General features: G+C 43.4%; 14 protein-coding genes. 3 read left to right on the forward strand and 11 right to left on the reverse strand.

The genetic code is table 11. The features are described 5' to 3' along the window. Positions 1–22: 22 nt before the first annotated feature. Positions 23–928: a LysR substrate-binding domain-containing protein gene (locus tag AB4238_RS15130; RefSeq protein ID WP_372034176.1), complete on the reverse strand. Its 906-nt coding sequence runs from the start codon at positions 926–928 to the stop codon at positions 23–25. A 144-nt stretch (positions 929–1,072) separates the two neighbouring features. Here AB4238_RS15130 and AB4238_RS15135 point away from each other — a divergent pair, with 144 nt between their 5' ends. Then, complete coding sequence (locus AB4238_RS15135) at positions 1,073–2,026, forward strand: AEC family transporter (protein ID WP_372034177.1); 954 nt, start codon at positions 1,073–1,075, stop codon at positions 2,024–2,026. Between the two features lie 258 nt (positions 2,027–2,284). After that, positions 2,285–3,946 carry a DNA repair protein RecN gene (gene recN / locus AB4238_RS15140; protein WP_371989486.1) on the forward strand — a complete coding sequence of 554 codons (1,662 nt, stop codon included), beginning with the start codon at positions 2,285–2,287 and terminating at the stop codon, positions 3,944–3,946. A gap of 98 nt (positions 3,947–4,044) precedes the next feature. Here recN and AB4238_RS15145 read toward each other — a convergent pair whose 3' ends face one another. From AB4238_RS15145 to AB4238_RS15190, 10 genes are all read right to left on the reverse strand, one after another. Beyond that, the gene (locus tag AB4238_RS15145; protein WP_220738933.1) at positions 4,045–4,539 is read right to left on the reverse strand and encodes a phosphatidylglycerophosphatase A; all 495 of its coding nucleotides are present in this window, start codon (positions 4,537–4,539) and stop codon (positions 4,045–4,047) included. After that, positions 4,539–5,498, reverse strand: coding sequence for a thiamine-phosphate kinase (gene thiL, locus AB4238_RS15150; RefSeq protein ID WP_372034178.1), 960 nt, complete (start codon positions 5,496–5,498; stop codon positions 4,539–4,541). Before thiL ends, AB4238_RS15145 begins: the two co-directional genes overlap by 1 nt. A gap of 160 nt (positions 5,499–5,658) precedes the next feature. Continuing rightward, positions 5,659–6,066: a transcription antitermination factor NusB gene (nusB, locus tag AB4238_RS15155; RefSeq protein ID WP_371989481.1), complete on the reverse strand. Its 408-nt coding sequence runs from the start codon at positions 6,064–6,066 to the stop codon at positions 5,659–5,661. Between the two features lie 14 nt (positions 6,067–6,080). Next, complete coding sequence (ribE, locus tag AB4238_RS15160) at positions 6,081–6,557, reverse strand: 6,7-dimethyl-8-ribityllumazine synthase (RefSeq protein WP_020911507.1); 477 nt, start codon at positions 6,555–6,557, stop codon at positions 6,081–6,083. Between the two features lie 145 nt (positions 6,558–6,702). After that, positions 6,703–7,806 carry a bifunctional 3,4-dihydroxy-2-butanone-4-phosphate synthase/GTP cyclohydrolase II gene (ribBA, locus tag AB4238_RS15165; RefSeq protein WP_371989479.1) on the reverse strand — a complete coding sequence of 368 codons (1,104 nt, stop codon included), beginning with the start codon at positions 7,804–7,806 and terminating at the stop codon, positions 6,703–6,705. A 148-nt stretch (positions 7,807–7,954) separates the two neighbouring features. Further along, positions 7,955–8,620 carry a riboflavin synthase gene (locus AB4238_RS15170; RefSeq protein WP_372034179.1) on the reverse strand — a complete coding sequence of 222 codons (666 nt, stop codon included), beginning with the start codon at positions 8,618–8,620 and terminating at the stop codon, positions 7,955–7,957. 4 nt (positions 8,621–8,624) lie between these two features. Then, a complete protein-coding gene (gene ribD, locus AB4238_RS15175) occupies positions 8,625–9,746 on the reverse strand; it encodes a bifunctional diaminohydroxyphosphoribosylaminopyrimidine deaminase/5-amino-6-(5-phosphoribosylamino)uracil reductase RibD (protein WP_372034180.1) in 1,122 nt (373 codons plus the stop codon). 46 nt (positions 9,747–9,792) lie between these two features. Continuing rightward, the gene (gene nrdR / locus AB4238_RS15180) at positions 9,793–10,242 is read right to left on the reverse strand and encodes a transcriptional regulator NrdR (RefSeq protein ID WP_372034181.1); all 450 of its coding nucleotides are present in this window, start codon (positions 10,240–10,242) and stop codon (positions 9,793–9,795) included. A gap of 118 nt (positions 10,243–10,360) precedes the next feature. Further along, the gene (glyA, locus tag AB4238_RS15185; protein ID WP_371989473.1) at positions 10,361–11,617 is read right to left on the reverse strand and encodes a serine hydroxymethyltransferase; all 1,257 of its coding nucleotides are present in this window, start codon (positions 11,615–11,617) and stop codon (positions 10,361–10,363) included. Between the two features lie 323 nt (positions 11,618–11,940). Then, positions 11,941–13,398 (reverse strand): DUF3943 domain-containing protein, encoded by a 1,458-nt coding sequence (locus AB4238_RS15190; RefSeq protein ID WP_372034182.1) that lies wholly within the window; start codon positions 13,396–13,398, stop codon positions 11,941–11,943. A gap of 481 nt (positions 13,399–13,879) precedes the next feature. Between AB4238_RS15190 and ettA the strand changes: the two genes are divergently transcribed. Beyond that, a complete protein-coding gene (ettA, locus tag AB4238_RS15195) occupies positions 13,880–15,547 on the forward strand; it encodes an energy-dependent translational throttle protein EttA (protein WP_372034183.1) in 1,668 nt (555 codons plus the stop codon). Positions 15,548–15,600: the final 53 nt, after the last annotated feature.

Raw genomic sequence — 15,600 nt, forward strand, 5'->3', positions numbered from 1 at the left:
AATGCAATTGGTATTAATCAGGCTATTTACTTTCCATCGAGAACAGTTGCTCCGCTTTCGAATGCATAAACTCGATAAACAGCTTTACCTTTAACGGCTGATGACTACGCTGATGATATAAGATCGAAATCCGTCTTTTTTCACCAATCCACTCAGGCAGCAAGCTCTGTAACTGACCGGAGTTGAGCTCATTTTTTACAAAAAGTGTTGGACCATACAGTATTCCACCATTATCCACAGCCGCTCTGACTGCACCATTGAGCTCACTCAATGTTAACTTAGCGGGTCCATCATAGTAAAAGCTCTCTCCTGATGGGTGCTTAAGTGTCCAGTTAAAAAGAGGCCATACTTTGATTAATGCATGGTTATCCAGTTCGCTAGGGTGAGTAAAAGGAGCTGCACTTGCAATATAATCAGGCGATGCGAATAGGCCGTAGTTAAGCACGCCAAGAGAGCTTGAGACCCAAGATGAATCCGGCTGAGTACCACCAACGATGGCAACATCAACGCCTTCATCAATCAAATCAATCACGTTATTGTTTTGCACAATATGCAACTGAATATCAGGGTACTTCTCACAAAACTCATTAATAGCATGTATGAATATCATTGAGATAATTGATACAGGCGCTGCAATTCTAAGTGTACCTTCAGGCCTATCGACCGCTGCGCCACGAATGCTATCAAACTGAGACACAATAGCTTGATACTGCCGAAACAGTGCTATCCCCTCCTCGGTTAAACGTAGCTTACGTGTATTACGCATTAACAGTTGTTTATCGAGCAGAGTTTCCAATTTTGTTAGTTTACGACTCACAGTTGCAATTGGCATCTCAAGCTCTTTCGCAGCTTGAGAAAAGCTTCCCGCATTAACTAGGTGAACGAATTGGTAGATCAGCTGTAGTTCCAATCCAAAATTGCTATTCATCGATAAAACCTTAGCGTTTAAAACAAAAAGTGACGAGCGGCTACGACCTAAGGTCAATAGTATACCAAAGAGCAACTATGATAGTGTTCTAGCTCAATGTTAAGCGTAATTAACGCATATTACTCCAAGTGAATAGAGAACAGCATGCCAGCAGTATTGACGCCGCTCCTCGCCGTATTTGGCATTATGTTGATTGGAACTTTGGTACAGAAAACAAAGCTATTACCGTTTGAGACTGACCAAGTATTAAACCAATATGTTTACTATATTGCGTTTCCGGCCATCATGCTGATTACGCTGGCACAAACACCTATCAGTGACATTCTCCACTGGGGCTATATTGCAGGTTTTAGCGCTGCGATGCTAATGAGCTATGCCATAACATTAGTCATGTCATTGCTTGTAAACCCAACAAAAAAAGCCGTCGCAACCATGCGAGCACTTAATGCCACCTTTGGTAATACTGCTTTTATTGGGATGCCGCTCATGGCAATACTGTTTCCTGGCAACCAAATGGCCTTAGCCGCCGCTGCTATTGCCAGCCTATTATCGGTGATAATTTTCGCTACTGCGTTGGTATCTTTAGAAGTCATCAATAACAATCAAACTTCAGCAGTAAAAGTCGTGACTCTCGCCTTAATTAAAAACCCTATCGTTGTCGGCAGTTTTATTGGAATAAGCCTATCGGCGCTAGCAATAACATTGCCAGATAGTCTGGCGCTTATGATTAAGCAACTCGGTATGACATCGAGCCCTTGTGCACTATTTGCCATAGGTATGGTATTAGCAAAGTCTGGGCAACACCATACATCAAAGCAGCTTATTAACTATCAACAGCTAAGTGATATCAGTGCAGTCAACATGATAAAGCTATTCATACAGCCATTTATTACCTACTTACTGATGACAAGCTTACAAGTGGAACCACAGTTAATTTCGATGGGCGTGATGCTTGCAGCCCTGCCAACTGCAGCAAGTGTTTACTTACTCGCTCAGCGTTACCAGACTCAAGTGATCACTAGCGCTCAAGGCATACTATTTGGAACACTTGTCACTTTTATTAGCTTGCCCTTATTAGAAGCGTTCTTATTAGGTTAAAACAAAATAACCTTCATTTATTATCGCTACCACAACGCCTACTAAGTGCTGTGTCATCAACTAGAATAATATTTAACGATAATGACGATTCAGTCTCCATTTAAATGAGACTTAAGCAGCAACTAACAAAAATCAAAATAAATTAATAACTTAAAATATCACAGACTAAACATTGCTTGATTTAGCAACAAATAGTTTACTGTATAGAAAAACAGTATATACTGTTTATCAATACAGTGTTTTGGATAGGACATCACTATGCTTTGCCAACTCAGCATTAACAATTTTGCTATTGTGCGTTTTTTAGAACTCGATTTTAAAGCCGGAATGACCAGTATTACCGGTGAAACGGGTGCTGGTAAATCTATTGCGATTGATGCTTTAGGCCTATGTCTTGGCAATCGAGCTGATGCCAATACTATTAGGCCGGGCGCCACAAAAGCCGAAGTGAGTGCACGCTTCTCTCTATCCGATATACCGCTGGCTAAACGCTGGTTAGAAGATCATGATCTCGAACTAGACAATGAGTGTATCTTAAGACGCACCATTAACAGTGATGGCCGTTCTCGTGCATACATTAATGGTAATCCAGTACCACTAGCCCAAATTAAATCTCTAGGCCAACTACTTATCGGGATCCATGGCCAACATGCTCACCATGCAATGCTAAAAAGTGAGCACCAGCTTACATTGCTCGATAGCTATGCCAACCATAAAATGCTGCTCGAGTCGGTCTCCGCCAGTTATCACCGCTGTAAAACGATAGAGAAAGAACTGCAGCAGTTAGAGCTTGCTCAACACGAAAGGTTAGCACGTAAGCAATTACTGCAATACCAGGTGGAAGAGCTTAACGAGTTTGCCATTAGCGAAGGTGAATTTGAGACCATTGAAGCCGAACATAAAAAGCTTGCCAATAGCACGGCATTAATAGAGTTATGCCGCAGCCAATTACATATTTTGCAAGAAAATGACCAAGGCAGTGTTGAGTCCCTGCTCAATACCTCTATCAGCCAAGGCCAAGATTTAGAGAGTTATGATGCAGAGCTTGGTAGCGTCGTTGCCATGCTAAATGAGGCGCTGATCCAAGTACAGGAATCCAGTAGCGAACTTGAACGTTATCTAGACGGCTTAGAGTTAGATCCTGAATACTTTGAGCAGTTGGAGTTACGCATATCTAAGGCACTGCAATTAGCGCGCAAGCACCATGTCAATGCCGCGGAGCTATATGCTCATCATCAAGCCCTATTAACAGAGCTTAATGATTTAGACTCCGATGAAGATAAACTTGATGAGATCCGTAATCAACTTAATAACAGTCAACAAGCCTATTTAAACCATGCAAAAAAGCTAAGCCAAAGCCGCAGCCGCTATGCGAAAGAGCTTGATAAAAAGGTTACCCAATCGATACATGAACTCAGTATGCCCAAAGGTAAGTTCAGCATTGCGGTCAGCTTTAATGAAAGCGTAATTAGCCCACATGGCTGTGATGGAATAGAGTTTTTAGTCACCACCAATCCCGGACAGCCGTTACAACCAATAGCGAAAGTTGCCTCTGGTGGTGAGCTATCTCGTATTGGGCTAGGTATTCAAGTGATAACAGCTAAGAAAGTAGCAACACCGACACTAATTTTTGATGAAGTTGATGTAGGGATCTCAGGCCCAACAGCGGCGGTTGTTGGCCGAATGCTGCGCAGCCTAGGTGAGTCCACACAAGTATTTTGTGTCACCCATTTACCACAAGTTGCTGGTAACGGTCATCAACATATGTTTGTAAACAAAAGCAGCAAAGCAGGAAAGACAGAAACCTCTATGGTGCAGTTAGATAAAGAGCAACGCGTTGAAGAACTGGCGCGCTTATTAGGCGGCGATACCATCACAAGCAACACGTTAGCTAACGCTAAAGAGCTACTGCTAAGCTAAGCTAAGCTAAGCTAAGCTAAGTGTTATTGGGCTCAGTTGCAGTGTAAGACAATAAAAAAGGAGCTAATAAGCTCCTTTTTTTATTGTCTTACCCTTGATTAAATCAAGTAGTAAGCGGCAACTTGCAAACAGATAAGCGAGAATATACCCGCTAGCACATCATCAATCATGATACCGAATCCGCCATGTACTTTGGCATCAAGCCAGCGGATAGGCCAAGGTTTCAAAATATCGAAAAAGCGGAACAACACAAAACCAGCTAACAACCATTGCCAACCAGCTGGGGCTGCAATCATGGTAATGAGTAAACCTGCTATTTCATCCCATACAATCGCGCCATGGTCATGAACACCCATATCTTTGGCCGCTTTGTCGCAGATATAAAACCCAATTAACACACTAAATAATGTCAGCCCTATGTACCAAGGCAAGCTTAATGGCGCCATAAGCAAAAATACAGGGATCGCGGCGATAGTGCCGAACGTTCCAGGTGCTTTCGCTGCTAAACCGGAGCCAAAACCCAATGCCAAAAAATGAATTGGGTTCTTAAGGGAAAGCTTAGCCACCGCTTTATCTTTTGAGAGTAAATCCATCAATTAAAATGCTCAAATCCAAGGTTAATCGGTTCAAATGGCTGGCTATCTAATAACAAGTTTAGCTTACCGCCAGTGCACACTTGACCAATTTGAGTAAACTTGACACCGGTTTCAGCCAATGCAATTTCTAATGCGCCTTTTTGCGCCTCAGAAACAGTAAAGAGTAACTCATAATCTTCTCCGCCGGTTAAGGCGTAACTCAATGCCATCTCTTCAGTGACATTGGCTTTCAATTCTTTAGATAAAGGCAATTTATCGACGTTGACCATAGCACCAATATTAGAAGCTTTTAGTACATGCTGTATATCAGAGACTAAGCCATCAGAAATATCGATAGCACTGGATGCTAAAGTCCGTAACGCTTGTCCAGCAAGCACCCTTGGAGTCGGTCGATAATGGCGATTAATAAGATACTCTCTATCAGCCTCATTGCATTGTGCTTTGCCCCGCAGCAGATCCAAGCCTAATGCTGAATCGCCTAGGGTACCCGTAACATAGATCCAGTCACCGTTTTTTGCACCACTGCGTGTCAGACCTGTGTGCTTAGGTACTTGGCCATTGATCGTAATGGTGATTGAGCGAGGCCCGCGAGTCGTATCACCACCCACTAATGCAACACCGTAATACTCAGCAATTTCAAACATACCGGTACTAAAATCAGCAAGCCAATTCTCATCGACTTCAGGTAGCGTTAGCGCCAGCGTCATCCAAGCAGGTTCAGCCCCCATAGAGGCAAGATCTGACAAGTTAACCGCTAACGATTTATACCCCAATGCATTAGCAGGCATATCAGGGAAAAAGTGTACGTTTTCCACTAGCGTGTCACAAGATATCGCTACAGACTTATTAATAGCAGGCTCAACAATGGCACAATCATCGCCTATACCAACGGCCACGTCTTTTCGAGACTGGGCGCGCCCAGTAAAATAGCTTTCGATTAACTGAAATTCTTTCACAATACCAATCACAATTTAAAAGTGGACTGAAGAAAAAAGGGAGCCAAATAGCCTGTGGGTACCAAGGCTATTCCGCTGCGCTTACCCTGCATAGCTGTGGGCATGCAACAAAGACTCTCTTTTAGCCATACAAAAACGGCATCCGAAGATGCCGTTTTAACTATTTAGTTCTTGCTACTAGCTTATCCAGAATACCGTTAACGAACTTATGTCCATCTTCAGCGCCGAATGCTTTGGCAAGCTCGATAGCTTCGTTAATCGCTACCTTATATGGAACATCTTTACGGAAAGTTAATTCATACGTCGCTAGGCGTACAATCGCTTTCTCGACAGGATCAACTTCATCCATAGGACGAACCAAAAATGGAGTGATAAGCTCATCCAATTGGCTTTTCTTTGTTGCGACGCCACCTAATAACTCACGAAAGTAAGCTATATCGACACCATCAACATTCTGTTCAGTTAGAAACTCATGCTCAACATCAGCAATATTGTTGCCACTTAGCTGCCAAGAGTATATGGCCTGAACCGCTAAACGACGTGCCTTTCGGCGCTCTGAAGGCTTCATTAAATTGTCCTAAATTACAGCTGTTCTTCAAGTGCTTGCAAAACGTTAACCATCTCTAGCAGACCCAAAGCAGCTTCGCCGCCTTTGTTACCTGCTTTAGTACCTGAACGCTCAATAGCTTGTTCAATGGTATCTGTAGTTAAAACGCCGAATGAAACAGGAATATCATACTCAAGTGCAACTTGAGCTAACCCTTTATTACATTCGCCTGCAACCAGATCAAAATGAGGTGTACCACCACGGATAACCGCACCAAGTGAGATTATGCCGTCAAATTTTCCGCTTGCCGCAACACGACGGGCTGCAAGTGGCAGTTCAACAGCGCCTGGGACTTTAATTACAGTGATATTGTCATCTGCAACCTGACCAAAACGCTTTAGAGTGTCTACCGCACCATCAAGCAAACTCTCAACAACAAAGCTGTTGAAACGTGAAACTACAATCGCAATTTTTGCGTTTTTCGATTCGATATTACCTTGAACTACGTTCATTTATCTTACCTAAATTAGCTTAATGACCCAGCATGGGGGCGGAAGAGGCGGTATGATACCACAGCCACTTACGCTGATCCCTATGCAATTTATAAGAAAAGAGTGAAATTACACCTAGGACGATAATAATCGCCACCAGTAAAATTTATTCTGCTATATATTCAGTAACTTCCAAACCAAAGCCTGAGAGTGAATGATAACGCTTTGGTGAACTAAGCAGACGCATAGACGTTACACCAACGTTAGCCAGAATTTGTGAACCAACACCGACTTGGCGAGATGTCCCTTGCCACTTAGCTGCAACAGGAGCACTGCCGTTATCTTCAGCTTCGAATGCTTTAACTTTAGCCAAGATATCACTGCTATGCTCTTGATGACCAAGCAATACAAGTACACCGCCTTCATCACCAATACGCTGCATTGCCTTCTCTAACGGCCAGCTACGTTGCTGATCACGCTCAGAATGCAATAAGTCGTTAAAGGTATTTTGAAGGTGAACACGAACCAGAGCATTCTCGGTAACAGGACCTTTAACTAACACGTAATGTAATTGGTTATCGATAGTGTCACGGAAAGTGAGCATATCAAACTCGCCAAAACGAGTGGGAAGCTTACACTGTGCTTCACGCACAACACTGGTCTCTTTAGTATTGCGGTACTCAATTAAGTCAGCAATGGTGCCCATCTTTAAACCGTGCTTTTCAGCAAAGATTTCAAGATCAGGGCGACGCGCCATTGTGCCGTCGTCGTTTAGAATTTCAACAATCACTGATGATGCTTCAAAACCTGCAAGCCTTGCCAAATCACAACCAGCTTCAGTGTGACCAGCGCGAATAAGCACACCGCCCTCTTGCGCCATCAATGGAAAAATATGACCAGGCTGAACAATATCAGCTGGTTTGGCATCTTTACCGACAGCAGCTTTAACCGTCACAGCTCGATCTTGCGCTGATATACCGGTTGTTACGCCCTCGGCCGCTTCAATTGACACGGTAAAGTTAGTTGAAAACTGTGCATTATTGTTTGTCACCATCAACGGAAGATTTAACTGCTGGCAGCGCTCTTTCGTTAACGTCTGGCAAATAAGACCTCGACCAAAGGTGGCCATAAAATTAACGGCCTCAGGCGTCACCATGTCAGCAGCCATAATAAGGTCGCCTTCATTTTCTCTGTCTTCATCATCCATCAAGATAACCATCTTACCTAGACGAATATCTTCAATGATCTCTTCTATACTATGTAACGCCATGTTTATACCTTTATTTTTTGTATTACTGCGTTAGCTGAGGTCGCTAATCAATAAGCCGCTTGCGGCACAGCAGTAAATAAATGTAATGTTTATTTTGTAGGATTTTCTAATGACAAATTCTATCGTTAAAATAGTCTTAAGCCAGTTTTTATCTTAAAAACCCTGAGCGAGCTAACAGATCCATAGTAACTTCTGACTTCGGTTGCTCTGCTTGCTGCTCTGATGAATAGCTCATCAATCTTTCTAAGTGGCGGGCAATAAGATCAACTTCAATATTGACGCTATCCCCTGCTTTCAAATTTATTAACGTTGTTTCGCCTGCGGTATGAGGCACGATGGTCAATCTAAAACGATGCCCTTGCACTTCATTAACTGTCAAGCTGACACCATCGATTGTGATCGAACCTTTATGGGCAATATAACGCCCGAGCTCTGCTGCAGGCGTCAGCCAAAACTCTATGGCTTGGCCTCGTATTTGTCTGTCATCAACATGAGCGATGCCATCAACATGGCCGCTAACCATATGCCCACCAAGACGGGTTGTCGGAGTGACTGCTTTCTCTAAGTTTACAGCAGTACCAACGGCATAATGAGCAAAGCCTGTTAAACTAACCGTTTCGGCAGATATATCGGCAACATAACCATCAGCCAAGCGCTCAACAACCGTTAAGCACACACCATTGGTCGCGATACTATCGCCTAGCTTTACATCTGACAGATCAAGCTTGCCACTTGCGACGGTTAATCTAATGTCATCACCACGACGCTCGACTTTGCGCAGATGGCCTACTGATTCAATAATTCCAGTAAACATAAAGTTAGTTACTCATTCTTAATGTTAAGCGGGTATCTTTACCCACTTTTCGTTCATCTATTACATCAATAGTTGGGATTTCGGACATTTTCTCGAAATCAGGCAGCGTGAGTAGATCTCTACCTCCACCGCCTAGTATCTTCATCGCTTGATATAAAATAATCTCATCGACAGCATGACTTGCTACAAACGCACCAGCAAGCGTCGCTCCAGCCTCCACCAGCACTGAATTACAGCTTTTACCTAACAGAGAGAGTAGAGCTTTAAGATCCACTCGATTATCTGTAGCAGGCAACACTTGGTGGCTCACATGGGCAGGCCATGCAGACTTCACCGATTCGGGATAGTCACAGGTACTAACAAGCAATATTGGGCTAGTAATACTAAACATATCCAACGTAGTACCCAGTCTAGCTTTGCTATCTAATATTACACGTAAAGGCTGGTGTACTTCTGCTGGTGCGATCTCATTTGCTAAAGAACCCAACTCACTGTGGCGGACATTTAAACTAGGGTTATCAGCTAAGACCGTTTCTACGCCAGTGATCAAAGCGCAATGTCTCGCACGAATTCGCTGCACATCTCTACGAGATTCAGGGCCTGTAATCCATTTTGACTCGCCGTTAGATAACGCCGTTTTACCATCGAGGCTTGCAGCTAACTTGACGGTTACCCAAGGTAAGCCTTGCTCCATACGCTTTAAAAAACCAAGATTAACCTGTTTAGCAGCATCGGTTAGTAAACCAACATCCACCTCAATTCCAGCCTCTTGCAACATGGTGATACCACGACCTGAAACTTGCGGATTTGGATCAGTAACCGCCACCACAACTCGGCTCACTCCAGCATCAATTAATGCTTTAGCACAAGGTGGGGTTCGTCCGTAATGACTGCAGGGCTCAAGGGTAACGTAGGCGGTAGCGCCTTTGGCGTCATCACCGGCCATATTAAGGGCGTAAACTTCTGCGTGGGGACCACCAGCGCGAATATGATACCCCTCGCCGATAATCACACTATCTTTAACAATGACGCTGCCAACACATGGGTTGGGTCTGGTGGTATAGAGTCCTTTTTGAGCTAATTCAATAGCTAGGCTCATCATTTGATTGTCTTCAGTTGACCACATAATGTAGCGAGTTCCGATTAATCAATTAGGGAATAAATAGATATGATTATTTCTGTAAGTTCGCGATAGCTTCACCAAACTCCGACACATCTTCAAACGCACGATAAACCGATGCAAAACGGATATAGGCTACTTTATCGAGATTAACCAATTGGTCCATCATTAGGTTACCAATCATCTCTGATTTGACTTCACGTTCGCCAGTCCCCCGTAGTGTCGATTTAATCTTAGTTAAAGACTGCTCGATCTGATCCATCGACACTGGTCTTTTCTCTACCGCTCTAAGCATGCCACCACGGAGTTTTTCTTCATCGAAAGGCTGTCGACTTCCGTCTTGCTTCACCACTCGCGGCATAACAAGTTCAGCGCCTTCAAACGTGGTATAACGCTCATGGCACTGTACACACTCTCTACGACGACGTACTTGATGACCATCAGCGACAAGTCGCGAGTCAATCACTTTAGTGTCTGTTGCGCTGCAAAATGGACAATGCATCTGGCCTCCGGTCAGTTAATAAGTGGAACAAAATACTGGTATCAAATTTGGCTGAAATGCCAACAAAAATGGCCGCATAAATGCGGCCATTAAAGTTTACCTGATTTAACGCTTAAGGTTAACCGTAAACAGGGAACTTAGCGCATAATTCAAGAACCTGCGCTTTCACTCGCTCGCTAACTGCAAGATCGGTAATGTCATCAAGGACATCACACATCCAATTAGTCAGCAATACAGATTCTTGCTCACCAAAACCACGACGAGTAATGGCTGGAGAACCAATACGCAGACCAGATGTTACAAACGGTGAGCGTGGGTCGTTCGGTACTGAGTTTTTGTTAACCGTGATATTTGCGTTACCCAGTGCAGCATCTGCATCTTTACCGGTAATATCTTTGCTGATTAAATCAAGCAAGAACAGATGGTTGTCTGTACCACCAGAAACAACATCATAGCCACGCTCAATGAAAGTGCGTGCCATTGCTTTAGCATTAACAACAACTTGCTCTTGATAAGTGGTGAATTCAGGGTCAAGTGCTTCTTTAAATGCAACCGCTTTAGCAGCGATAACATGCATTAAAGGACCACCTTGGCCACCAGGGAATACTGCAGAGTTAAGCTTCTTGTAAATAGCTTCGTCATTAATGGCTGATAAGATCAAACCGCCACGTGGGCCTGCTAATGTCTTATGCGTTGTGGTTGTCACAACATGCGCATGCGGCAATGGATTTGGATAGATACCTGCAGCAACAAGACCTGCAACGTGAGCCATATCGACAAATAAGTAAGCACCTACTTTATCTGCGATTTCACGGAACTTGCCCCAATCAACGATACCTGAGTATGCACTGAAACCTGCAATAATCATTTTAGGCTTATGCTCAACAGCTAAGCGCTCAACTTCAGCGTAATCAATTTTGCCGGTTGATTCGTCAATACCGTACTGAACAGCATTATATAACTTGCCAGAAAAGCTAACGTGAGAACCATGAGTCAAATGGCCACCATGAGCTAGGCTCATACCTAGAACCGTATCACCACCTTGTAGAAGTGCCATGAATACAGCTGCGTTAGCTTGCGAGCCTGAGTGTGGTTGTACGTTTGCGTACGTTGCACCAAACAACTCTTTTGCGCGTGAAATCGCTAACTCTTCAACGATATCAACATGCTCACAACCGCCATAATAACGTTTGCCTGGGTAACCTTCTGCGTACTTGTTAGTAAGCTGAGTACCTTGTGCTTCAATAACGCGAGGACTTGTATAGTTTTCTGAAGCAATAAGTTCGATGTGCTCTTCTTGACGACGAGTTTCATCTTCAATCGCTGCAAACAGTTGTGGATCGTAATCCGCGATATTCATGTCTTTTTTCAGCATTATTCACTCCAGCTGTAAATTCTTATAGTAGGGTTGCGCGGTATGATACAGCGCAATTGATCACAATCCCAGCATTAGAAACATGAAATTACTTGCATTTAAAGGTGAGAGGCGTTTAAGGGGGCTAAAATAGTAAACATGAACAGCGTCAGCAATTGTATTACATAGCAAAAATACCTTTACTCTATCTATTCATTACCTTGCGGTGTAATCACAGAAAACTCTGTTCTAAAAATTAGCCGATTAATACCTGTTAATTCATTTCAGTATGCTTGCAAAGAGCCCGTTATTCGCCAGTTAATATCCAAGTAGCACGGCTATATTTAGTATTTATAAGCAAGCTTCAAACTCGTGCGATTTTCACTATCATCATTTCGAAACGAAATAGACGAATTATCAATACCGACCAGCTTACCAGTGCGGTCAATGCGTTCGTAATGCACACTGAGATCAAAGTTTTTCGTAATAGGAACACCTAAGTAAACCTCATAACGATCCCGTGCATCCTTGAAATCTAAATCGCTCTTATTTGGGTTCCAATCACTGCTACGGTTAAACTCTTTATCATCAATCGAGTCCCAACGTTGCGAGGTCACTTTTAACCCTAAGAGTAACTCTCTGTAACTGGCTTCAAACTTGACTTTTGCGGTATGCCCCAAGCCATAAGCATACCCCCTTTCCCATAGTACTGACTTCGTCCCCCAAAACTGTCCCCCTGCGGCACGATAGCTAGCATCAGCAAACGGCTTAACCATACTAAAATCACCAAATATATCGCCGCGAATACTAATAGCAAAATCGGCATTTTCCCACTCACTTCCAATCGACAAACCAATCACATTTATCGCGGCAAAAAAGTCCTCTTCATCTTCCTGACCTAAACTTGAATATTCTATCCCCATCGAGGGGCCAACAAACCAGCTATGTCCCCATGACTCACGCGAACCTGCGACGGGGGCAACCTCTTGCGTATAACCACCTAGAAAAAGTGAGGAGGACAACTGCCAATCTTCTATCCCTTCTTGAGAGATCCCCATCTCCATATTGAGTTCAACCTGACTTGGGGTTCCTGAAAGGGCGTCATATTGGCCCTGTATGCTATCAATACTGGCATCGACTCCGAGTAACATCGTCGTCGTTGAAATCTCTTCAGTCTCTTTTGTTGAGTGAAGCACGCCAGTGTATATATCGAATCTATCTTGCGCTTTTTGCCTGTCAAAACGATTGGGGCTGTTATAACCAAACCAACCGCGTATTGCGCGCGAAGGGTTAAACACTGCAGCAAAAGTTGCTGGCACCCAGCCTTCTTTGGTATCAAGCATCTCGCCCAATTGAAAAAAGCTTTCTCCCAATACTGAACCGCCAAATGTAGTCACAATCTGGTCATTAATGCTGACAACCTCTTTGTACTCAGCAAATACTTCCCATATTCCAGATGCTATAAAATTACCAAGCATAGACTCGTAATAGTTGAAGTTATAGTTACGAAAAGCTTGGTGGTATAGCGCACCAGCATAAGCATGGCCCCAATTCATACCAATTTCGTTATCATCTAACTTCCAAGTTTCGGTAGTGATGATACGGTCAACAAAATACCGTCCAGCATTTCCCTCGATCTCATAGTCAAAATCTTCCTTCATGCTCTCTTCACCAGATTGATAGAGCACCTCTCCAATAACCAATACCGTGGTTATTTCCGCAAGTGCGCCCCACCAATCCTTTTCAACTAACTGAGGAGGTATTGATACGGTGTCGGCAGGTTGAGTATCTGAAATAGCCAACTCATATCGTTCACATGCGATATGTAGCGCAAACTTTATAATTTTAAAATCACTACGGTATAGTAGGTCTCATCACACCACAGCGAATGTAACCATTATGTTACATATACTTTAAATTAAATAACAGCTCCTTCGCTTAATTCAAACCTCATTTAATTCATCAACCATTAAACTAGCTAACAGTTAACCCTCTTCCTGCCAGCTTCCTAGCTTTATCACTATTGCTCCTTATTCCAATCAAAGAGGTATTCAACAGTGCTGTGCATTACAAAACTGATATCGCATTGTAATTAAAGTCCCCAACCTAAATCTAAGTGCCTTGATTTAGCCTCTATTCGAGAGCCCGTGCTTAATCCACTTTACACTCTCAATCAACAAGTATTGGGCTCTCGTTATTTTCATTTTTCTTGGAGGATAACGGCTGTAAGTTCGGTGACTATTCGAGTAGAATTACCGCTATTCCCAGTCAAAGAGAAATGAAATGGCTCAGTTTGTATACAGCATGCTTAGAGTGGGCAAGATTGTTCCGCCTAAAAAGCAAATTCTAAAAGATATCTCCTTAAGCTTTTTCCCAGGTGCCAAAATTGGTGTCTTGGGCTTAAACGGTTCAGGTAAATCAACTCTACTTCGCATTATGGCCGGCCTCGATACCGAAATCGAAGGTGAAGCTAGACCAATGCAAGATCTTAAAATTGGTTACTTACCACAAGAACCTAAACTGGATCCGACCCAAACAGTACGCGAAGCAATTGAAGAAGCGGTTTCTGATGCTAAAAACACATTAGTACGCTTAGATGAGGTTTATGCACTTTACGCTGAACCAGATGCTGATTTCGATGCGTTAGCAAAAGAACAAGGCCAACTAGAAGCGATTATCCAGTCGCAAGATGCACATAACCTTGATGTGGTATTAGAACGTGCAGCCAATGCACTTCGACTCCCAGATTGGGATGAAAAAATTGAAGTGCTATCTGGTGGTGAAAGACGCCGAGTCGCAATTTGTCGCTTATTACTTGAAAAGCCAGACATGTTGCTACTCGATGAACCAACCAACCACTTAGATGCAGAATCTGTCGCTTGGTTAGAACGTTTTTTACAAGACTATACCGGCACTGTTGTGGCAATTACCCACGATAGATATTTCCTTGATAATGCCGCCGGTTGGATTTTAGAACTCGATCGCGGCGAAGGGATCCCGTGGGAAGGTAACTACTCGTCTTGGTTAGAGCAAAAAGATGCGCGTTTACAACAAGAGTCTGCCACTCAAAGCGCTCGTCAAAAAACCATTGCGAAAGAGCTAGAGTGGGTACGCCAAGGATCGAAAGGGCGCCAATCTAAAGGTAAGGCACGTATGGCTCGCTTTGAAGAGCTTAATACCAACGATTACCAAAAGCGTAACGAAACCAACGAGCTATTTATTCCACCAGGGCCACGTTTAGGTGACAAAGTTATTGAGATAAATAACCTGACTAAATCATACGGCGACCGAGTACTGATTGATGATTTAAGCTTTTCAGTCCCTAAAGGTGCAATTGTCGGTATTATCGGTGCCAACGGTGCGGGTAAGTCCACTTTATTCAAGATGATTTCAGGTACTGAGCAACCTGATAGCGGCAGTGTAGAGCTCGGCGAGTCAGTACAGATCGCTTCAGTTGAGCAGTTCCGCGACTCAATGAACGATAAAAATACGGTATGGCAAGAGATCTCCGACGGCCAAGATATTATGCGTATCAACAACACTGAGATTCCAAGTCGTGCCTATGTTGGCCGCTTTAATTTCCGTGGTGGCGATCAGCAAAAAATTATCGGTACTCTATCGGGCGGTGAGCGCAATCGTGTGCATTTGGCTAAGTTATTACAAGCTGGTGGCAACGTATTACTACTCGATGAACCAACCAACGATTTAGATGTTGAAACCTTGCGTGCACTTGAGGAAGCGTTATTAGAGTTCCCTGGTTGTGCCATGGTTATTTCCCATGACCGTTGGTTCTTAGATAGAATTGCGACGCACATTCTTGATTACCGCGACGAAGGTAAGGTTAACTTCTATGAAGGTAACTACACCGAATACTCGACTTGGCTAAAAGATACCTTGGGTACAGATGTTGTTGAGCCGCACCGTTTAAAGTACAAGCGCATGACTAAGTAGCCATAACTTCAGCAAATATAAAACAGAGACTTAGGTCTAATGCCGATCATTTA

Origin of the sequence: Shewanella sp. 10N.286.45.A1 (genome assembly GCF_041470405.1) — a bacterium.
Taxonomy (GTDB): Bacteria; Pseudomonadota; Gammaproteobacteria; order Enterobacterales; family Shewanellaceae; genus Shewanella.

Excerpts from the sequence above, each read along its gene's own strand:
- AB4238_RS15130 (WP_372034176.1), bottom strand. The coding sequence starts at position 928 with ATGAATAGCAATTTTGGATTGGAACTACAGCTGATCTACCAATTCGTT.
- AB4238_RS15135 (WP_372034177.1), top strand. The coding sequence starts at position 1,073 with ATGCCAGCAGTATTGACGCCGCTCCTCGCCGTATTTGGCATTATGTTG.
- recN (WP_371989486.1), top strand. The coding sequence starts at position 2,285 with ATGCTTTGCCAACTCAGCATTAACAATTTTGCTATTGTGCGTTTTTTA.
- AB4238_RS15145 (WP_220738933.1), bottom strand. The coding sequence starts at position 4,539 with ATGGATTTACTCTCAAAAGATAAAGCGGTGGCTAAGCTTTCCCTTAAG.
- nusB (WP_371989481.1), bottom strand. The coding sequence starts at position 6,066 with ATGAAGCCTTCAGAGCGCCGAAAGGCACGTCGTTTAGCGGTTCAGGCC.
- ribE (WP_020911507.1), bottom strand. The coding sequence starts at position 6,557 with ATGAACGTAGTTCAAGGTAATATCGAATCGAAAAACGCAAAAATTGCG.
- ribBA (WP_371989479.1), bottom strand. The coding sequence starts at position 7,806 with ATGGCGTTACATAGTATAGAAGAGATCATTGAAGATATTCGTCTAGGT.
- AB4238_RS15170 (WP_372034179.1), bottom strand. The coding sequence starts at position 8,620 with ATGTTTACTGGAATTATTGAATCAGTAGGCCATCTGCGCAAAGTCGAG.
- ribD (WP_372034180.1), bottom strand. The coding sequence starts at position 9,746 with ATGTGGTCAACTGAAGACAATCAAATGATGAGCCTAGCTATTGAATTA.
- nrdR (WP_372034181.1), bottom strand. The coding sequence starts at position 10,242 with ATGCATTGTCCATTTTGCAGCGCAACAGACACTAAAGTGATTGACTCG.
- glyA (WP_371989473.1), bottom strand. The coding sequence starts at position 11,617 with ATGCTGAAAAAAGACATGAATATCGCGGATTACGATCCACAACTGTTT.
- ettA (WP_372034183.1), top strand. The coding sequence starts at position 13,880 with ATGGCTCAGTTTGTATACAGCATGCTTAGAGTGGGCAAGATTGTTCCG.